Annotated in this window: 4 protein-coding genes; 2 read left to right on the forward strand and 2 right to left on the reverse strand. The window is 62.8% G+C overall.

Annotated elements, in window-relative coordinates; all coding sequences use genetic code 11:
- The first annotated feature begins 185 nt into the window (after window positions 1-185).
- Both ABYO54_RS13555 and ABYO54_RS13560 read left to right on the forward strand, forming a co-directional pair.
- Window positions 186-959 (forward strand): outer membrane protein OmpK, encoded by a 774-nt coding sequence (locus ABYO54_RS13555; protein WP_372808785.1) that lies wholly within the window; start codon window positions 186-188, stop codon window positions 957-959.
- A 98-nt stretch (window positions 960-1,057) separates the two neighbouring features.
- Entirely contained in the window at window positions 1,058-2,353 is a 1,296-nt protein-coding gene (locus tag ABYO54_RS13560) for an NCS2 family permease (protein WP_372808786.1), read from the forward strand.
- Between the two features lie 45 nt (window positions 2,354-2,398).
- Here ABYO54_RS13560 and ABYO54_RS13565 read toward each other — a convergent pair whose 3' ends face one another.
- Together ABYO54_RS13565 and ABYO54_RS13570 are read right to left on the reverse strand one after the other, a co-directional pair.
- On the reverse strand, window positions 2,399-3,646 hold the full coding sequence (locus ABYO54_RS13565; RefSeq protein ID WP_372808787.1) for a hypothetical protein: 1,248 nt from the start codon (window positions 3,644-3,646) through the stop codon (window positions 2,399-2,401).
- Window positions 3,643-5,334, reverse strand: a 1,692-nt coding sequence (locus ABYO54_RS13570; protein ID WP_372808788.1) for a DUF2339 domain-containing protein, incomplete at its 5' end; no start/stop codon positions are given. The genes ABYO54_RS13565 and ABYO54_RS13570, both read right to left, overlap by 4 nt.

A 5,334-nucleotide genomic window follows, 5' to 3' on the forward strand; every position in this document is an offset into this window, starting at 1 on the left:
CTCTAGCGAAGCGGGTGGTTGAAATTCATCCGAATGTATAAGGTTTCCAGCGTATTCGGCCTTTGCGGCGCTAAAAGACGCGGCGGCACAGACTTGGGCCCTAGTTGGGCTCGCAATCCGTTTGCGGATCTGCATAATCCGCGGTTTTTAATAGCCCACCGGTCCACCGGCAAAGGAGAAAACCAATGAAACGCAAACTTGTTCCCGCTCTTCTCGCCCTATCCACCACGTTCGCGTTCGGCGGCGACTTCCTGCAATGGCAGGATACCAGCCTCACCGGGCTCTACGGCACCGGCTTCGAGGTCGATCCCGAAACGCAACAGACCCTCACCATCGAACATGCCAACGGCTGGATGTGGGGCGACTTCTTCTGGTTCCACGACGCGATCTATTTCGACGGCGACCAATCCAGCAACGACAAGGTCACCTACTACGGCGAAATCGCGCCGCGCATCAGCGCCGGAAAAATCCTGAAAAAAGACCTCTCCGTCGCCTTCGTGAAGGACTGGCTCATCGCCGGCTGCTACGAATACGGCGAATTCAACGGCGAAGATTTCGGCCTGCAGAACGGTTTGATCGGCGTGGGCGTCGACCTGGATGTTCCCGGCTTCGACTTTTTCCAGCTGAATGTCTACCAGCGTTTCGGGCTTGATGGCCCCGGCGGCGACTGCGTCCAGATTACCCCGGTCTGGAAACTGAGCACGCCGGTCGGCAAATCCACCTTCATCTTCGACGGCTATGCCGACTGGGTCGTCAACAGCGACGGAGGCTATTCCGACAACCTGCACTTCAACCCGCAGTTCAAGTTCGATATCGGCGTGCTCATGGGCTTGGAAGACGGCGCATTGCTCGCCGGCGCGGAGTACGATCTGTGGCTGAACAAATACGGCATCAAGGATTCCGCCGCCTTCAAAACCGACCAAAGCGCCATCAGCGCCCTCGTTCAATACCATTTCTAATTGATCCTTGCCACCGAAGGCACGGAGACATCCTTCCGTGTCCTTTCCGTGGCTGAAGGGTATCCGAGCATCCGCATGCAAACCCAAGGAGTGACCCCATGATTGGCTTCTTCAAACTCAAGGAACACGGCACCGACGCCAAAACGGAAATCATCGGAGGACTCACGACCTTCCTGACGATGGCCTACATCATCTTCGTGAATCCGATGATCCTGAGCGACGCGGGGATGGATAAGCCCGCGCTGATCACGGCCACCTGCCTGGCGGCCGCGCTGGGCACCTTTCTGGTCGGGCTATGGGCCAACGTGCCGTTCGCGATGGCGCCGGGCATGGGGCTCAACGCCTTCTTCACCTATACGCTGGTGCTCGGCCAGGGCCTCGACTGGAAGACCGCGCTGGGCGTCGTCTTTGTTTCGGGCGTGGTATTCCTGATCCTGACCGTGGTGGGCATCCGCGAAAAGGTGGTGACGGCGATTCCGGTCGAATTGCGCATTGCCACCGCGGCGGGCATCGGCCTGTTCATCACCTTCATCGGCATGAAGAACCTCGGGCTGATTGTCGACAACCCCGCCACGCTCGTCTCGATCGGCCCAATCTCGGCGCAAGTGCTGATCGGCCTCGCGACCCTCATCCTGATCACCACGCTCGAAGCCCGCAAGGTCAAGGGCTCGATCCTGATCGGAATCGCCTTCGCCACCGTGCTCGGGATCGCCTTCGGCAAGGTCGGCATGCCGGAAACACTGGTCTCCGCGCCGCCGAGCCTCGCCCCGATCGCCTTCAAGCTCGATATCCTCGCGGCGCTGCGCTGGGGATTCGTCGGCGCCATCTTCTCCTTCATGTTCGTCGACCTGTTCGACTCCATCGGCACCATCGTCGCCTGCTCCTACGAGGCGGGATACGTCAAGCCCGACGGCACCATCAAGAAGATCGACAAGGTACTCGAAGCCGATGCCGTGGCCACCATCGCCGGCTCGTTGCTCGGCACCAGCACCACGACCACCTACATCGAATCCGCCTCGGGCATCGGCGACGGTGCGCGCACCGGGCTGGCCTCGGTCGTGACCGGCAGCCTGTTCCTGCTGGCCCTTTTCTTCGCGCCGCTCATCGGCGCGGTCCCCGGCTTCGCCACCGCCCCGGCGCTGATGATCGTCGGCGTCTTCATGTTCCGCAACATCAAGGAGATCGACTTCAAGAACCTGAAGGTGGCCGTGCCCGCCTTCCTGACGATGATCCTGATGCCGCTCACCTTCAGCATTGCCACGGGCCTGACGATCGGCTTCCTCTCCTACATTCTCATCGCCATCTGCTGCGGGGAGTTCAAAAAGATTTCGCCGGTCATGTGGGTCGTCGGCCTGCTTTCCGCCATCAACCTCGTCGTCAGCGTTACGCACTAAAGCAACGCCAACGCAGATGAACGCCGGATTTGATCCGGCGTTTTTTTATGCCTTGTCCGTTTGCTGCCTGAGCATGCCGACAATGACATAGACGACCAGCAGGCTGACGGCACCGACCGCGAGGGCGGCCAGCAGCTTGGAATATCTGCGCCAGGGATGCGTCCGGGCCGCGGCGTTGGGCCGGGGTTCCATGGTTGTAAAAACCGGGGCTTCGGCCGCCGCTTCCGCGGGAAGGCGGCCCTTCAGGTCGTAGCGCGGCGCCTTCATATCCCAGGCGCGGTAGCAGAGCGCGGCGGTACCGGCCGACGCCGCCTCGAACACCGCGTAGCGCGGAATCGCTTCGAGCACGATGCCTTCGATCGCCAGCGGCGCATCGTCGTAGTGGTTGACGAAGATTTTGAGGAAGCGGTGCTGCGCGCGGAGCGGTACCTCGACCTTCGCTTCCTCGCCGAAGCGGTGGATGCCCCCGCTGCCGACACTCCGCCACGGCTCGTTCTCGCGATTGCGGCCGAGCACATAGACGCCGCGGACAAACGAAGCGGTTTCCACCTTGAAGGAAACGAATTCGACGGGGCGGTTTTCGAAGCCGGTATCGAGCAGGTAGGTTTGGGCGGCATCGGTGGATTCGTTTTCGGGAACCGCCAGCTCGGAGAAGGCGACGGTCTCGCGTTCGGCCTCGAGGGTTACGCGATGCATGACCGTTGCGCGGTTGACTTCGAACGATTCCGTTGCGCTCTTGGCGTTGGCATAGACGCGCACATGCAGGCGCGCCGCGTCGGTGGCGGGATAGCGGACGATCCGGTTTCCGGCGTTGCGGTGGTTGGACGACCGGATGAGGTAGCCCGTGGCAATCTGGCCGCGCGGTTGCGTGGCGGTAAACACTTCGACCCGCCGCACATAGCCGAGTCCGGAAGATTCGAGGTCGAGCCGGTTATGCAGCCGCGCCTGGCCGTCGACCTCGGGAATGAGCAGGTCGAACTGCCAATAGCGCTCGGCGCCATCGACGAACGAGGCGTTCACGATCTCCGCCGCCTGCTCCCGCTCCACGGTGTTTTCGTGCGCGACGGAGATATAATAGGGCCACTGCTTGCCGTCGTCATCGAGGATGCGCAGATCGTTGGGAAACGCGCGGCACTCGGCAAACAGATCGCCGGGCAACGCAACGCGCCCAACCTGCCCGGCCGCAAAAGCGCCGGCGATCGGACGGTTCAGCTCGAAGCGCGCCGCCATGGACCCGGCCTCGGCCCGGCCCAGGGCGAGGGCGGCCACCAGCAACACGAGGGATCTTTTCATTGGTCTTCCTCCAAGGCATGGAAATAGGCGGAGGCCTTTTGATAGGCGAACGAGAGCAGCAGAAGAAGCACGCCCGTCACCATGAAGGCGGCGATGCGCTCGAGTCCTTTGAGCTCGGACGAATCGACGGCGAGCACCTTGAGCGTGGCGAGGCCGAACAGGACGAGGCCGAAATAGCGGTGCGCGCGGCGGCGCCGCGCCAGGCCGTAGACGGTGAGCGCAATGGCGCTTACCGCCCAGAGCACGGTCACGGCCGTGCCCGCCCAGTCGTTCGAAATCCGGAACAGCTCGATCGTCGCGACTCCGATGGCCCCGGCCATCGACACCACGTTGAGCAGGACCGCGAAGTCGGGCGACGGCAACGGATAGTCCGCCGGGCTGCCGGCGATGCGGCGCGGGAACAGGAACGCCACCAGCGCCAAGGCAACCAGCTGGACATAGAGCGCCGAGTTGGCGAACGCCTTCATGCCGTAGCCGCCGACATCGAACCCGATCCACGAATCGAGCACGAAGATTTTCAGCGGAACCAAGACGAGCAGGATGCCGCCGAGAAACTGGAGCGAGGATCGGGCCGGCATGAAATAGACGAGCGCGGCCCCCGCCACCAACAGCGCCATCGAGGTCATGACCCAGGCCATTGCCTCGTCGGCCCCCACCGTCCAGAAGGTGTCGGCAAAAAAGACGGCCAAGACGGAGAGCACGGCGATCCACCACAGGCTCTCCTGCCATTTCGAGATGGGTTCGTCCTCGTCGAAGCGTCCGGCCAGCCAGCCCTGCACCGCCAATAGGGCCGACGAAAGAAGGCCGACGGCGAAGCGGGCATTCAGGAACAGGGTGGCCGCGTCGGTGTGCAGGGTGACATCGAACAGCAACGGTTTCATGATGCCGAAGAAGCCCAGCAGGAACGCGCCGCACTGCAGCAGGCGGGAGCGTACGCGGGTGGCAAACCAAGCCAGCACCGCACCTTCGACCGCCCAGCCCAGCGAGACCCATTCGCCGTCGAGCTGCGCCGGAAGCGCGAGCGCGGCGAAGACGAGCCCGCCGGCCAGGAAGGAGAGGATTTCCTCGTTGAAGCGCGCCAGCACCTTGAAGGCGAAGACGGCCAGGCCAATGTGCAAAAGGGCCATGGCGAGGAAGGCCGTACCCAGCCAACGGCCCAGACCGGCATCTTCGAGAATCCAATAGACCGCGCCGAGCAACAGCAGCGAGGCCAGCAGCAGGCGGACAATGTCCACGTGGCGCCCGGCCACGCGTTGTTCGCAACGCAGCTTCAGCAAACCGAGCGCCGCGTATTCGAGGAAATAGCCGATGGCAAATGCCAGCCCGATCCACCACTCGCTGTTGCCGAACCAATCCAGCCAGACGCAGAAGATGAGCACGGTGAGCGCGAACGAAAGGTTGTAGAGCACCTGCCAGTTGCGCTTGATGCCCAGCAGGATGACGGGCGCGTTGATGACCGCGATGTAGACCAGCGGAAAGACGCCCTTGTCGAATTCGGCGCCGATGAGCAACGGCGTGACGAACGCGCCCAGCACGCCGAGCACGGCGACGGCCTGCGAACGGTAGGCCATGGCCAAACCAAACACGGCAAAGGCACTGGCCACCAACCCGGCCCCCGCCAGCCAGGGGCCGATCAAGTGATAGATGCCGTAGGCGGCGAATACGCAGAAATAGAAGAGCGCCCCGCC

The organism is Pontiella sp. (assembly GCF_041622395.1).
Classification (GTDB): Bacteria; Verrucomicrobiota; Kiritimatiellia; order Kiritimatiellales; family Pontiellaceae; genus Pontiella.